A 1,755-nucleotide genomic window follows, 5' to 3' on the forward strand; every position below is an offset into this window, starting at 1 on the left:
GGGGGGGGGGAGGGTTTTGTTGTTCCCCTCTGTTGGTGGTTTTTCCCCTTTGGGCTCTGGGGGAAAAACCCCCTTCTTGCCGCGGCGTAACAGCCCCCCCCCCCCCCCCCCCCCCGCGACCTCATGGATTCACCTGCACGCGCCGCGACGACGGCACCGTCGTCATCACCCACGACGGGCGGTCCGCCGGGACCCTGCGCGGGCCCCGCGCCGCACGGTTCCTCGACGAACCGGAGGGCGGCGACCCGCAGCTGGTGATGGCCCGCTGGACGGGCGACTACAAGCACGGCAACGAACGCTCCGCCCGCGCCCACTCCCGCAATCGGGGCTGAGAAAAAACCTTCCCCGGGTAAGGGAACGGTAAAGCGGGATCGTTCGTTACCCCTGGCATGACAGCTATGACCCCCGGCTCGAACATCCCGCTGACCGCCGCCCGCGTGGCGGTGGACGTCGCCGCTCCGGTGCGGCTCGACGTATCGGGCCTGCTGCTCACCGCCGACGGCAAGGTGCGCTCCGACGACGACTTCATCTTCTTCAACCAGCCCGCCGGGCCGGGTGTGACCTACCAGTCGGGCGGCGGCACGACCCCCGACAAGATCACCGTCGACACGGCCGCCGTGCCGCCCGGCATCGAGAAGATCGTCGTGACCGCGAGCCCGGACGCGGCGGGCCAGAGCTTCCAGGGCGTAGAGCCCACCGCCACGATCCGCAACGCCGACGACGGCACGGTCCTCGCGACGTTCACCCCGCCGCAGCTCGGCGCCGAGACGGCCCTGGTGATCGTCGAGATCTACCTGCGCAACGGCGCGTGGAAGGCCCGCGCGGTCGGCCAGGGGTACGCGAACGGCCTCGCGGGCATCGCCACGGACTTCGGCGTCTCGGTGGAGGAGCCCGCCCCCGCGCCGGCCCCGCAGGCCGCCGCTCCCCTGGCACCGCCCACCGGGGCCCCGGTGCAGGGTCCGCCCCCGCCGGCCGCCGACCCCCGCCTGTCTGCCCCGGCCGCCCCGGCCGCCCCTCCGGCGCCCGCCGCGCCCGCGCCCGGCGCCGGGAAGATCAACCTGGACAAGGGCCGCGTCAGCCTCCAGAAGAACCAGACGGTGTCCCTGGTCAAGGGCGGCCGTCCGCTGCTCTCGCAGGTCAAGATGGGTCTCGGCTGGGAGCCCGCGTTCCGCGGCAAGGACATCGACCTGGACGCGTCCGTCATCGCGTACGGCCCGAACCGCAACCACGTCGACAGCTGCTACTTCGGCAAGCTCTCGATCGTGAACGGCGCGATCAAGCACTCCGGCGACAACCTCACGGGCGAGGGCGGCGGTGACGACGAGGTGATCGTCGTCGACCTCGGCCGGATCCCCCAGGAGGTCACGGGTCTGGTCTTCACGGTGAACTCGTTCTCCGGCCAGAAGTTCACGGAGGTCGCGAAGGCCTACTGCCGCCTGATCGACGCGGCCTCGGGCGAGGAGCTGGTCCGCTTCGACCTGACCAACGCGGAGGCGCAGACGGGCGTCATGATGGCGAAGCTGATCAAGCAGTTCACCGGCGAGTGGGAAATGACCGCCATGGGACAGTTCGTGAAGTCCCGCACGGTCCGCGGCATGGTCAAGCCCTCGGCGCAGGCCCTCTAGACGTCATGGGCACACGGCTGAGGGGGGGGGGGGGGGAGGGGAGGGTGCGGGGACCCAACCCGGCTGAGGGGGGGGGGGGGGGGGGTGGGAATGTTGTGGTGGGGGGGTCGGAAAAGACACCACGGGGCCT

The 1,755-nt window shown here is 71.3% G+C and carries 2 protein-coding genes; both read left to right on the top strand.

The genetic code is table 11. From position 1 onward, the window contains the following. The first annotated feature begins 56 nt into the window (after positions 1-56). On the top strand, positions 57-332 hold the full coding sequence (locus ACZ592_RS30725) for a hypothetical protein (protein ID WP_471585101.1): 276 nt from the start codon (positions 57-59) through the stop codon (positions 330-332). A 66-nt stretch (positions 333-398) separates the two neighbouring features. After that, the gene (locus tag ACZ592_RS30730; RefSeq protein WP_471585102.1) at positions 399-1,625 is read left to right on the top strand and encodes a TerD family protein; all 1,227 of its coding nucleotides are present in this window, start codon (positions 399-401) and stop codon (positions 1,623-1,625) included. Positions 1,626-1,755 lie beyond the last annotated feature (130 nt).

The sequence above is a fragment of the Streptomyces sp. NPDC040622 genome (assembly GCF_055593965.1).

Excerpts from the sequence above, each read along its gene's own strand:
- ACZ592_RS30730 (WP_471585102.1), top strand. The coding sequence starts at position 399 with ATGACCCCCGGCTCGAACATCCCGCTGACCGCCGCCCGCGTGGCGGTG.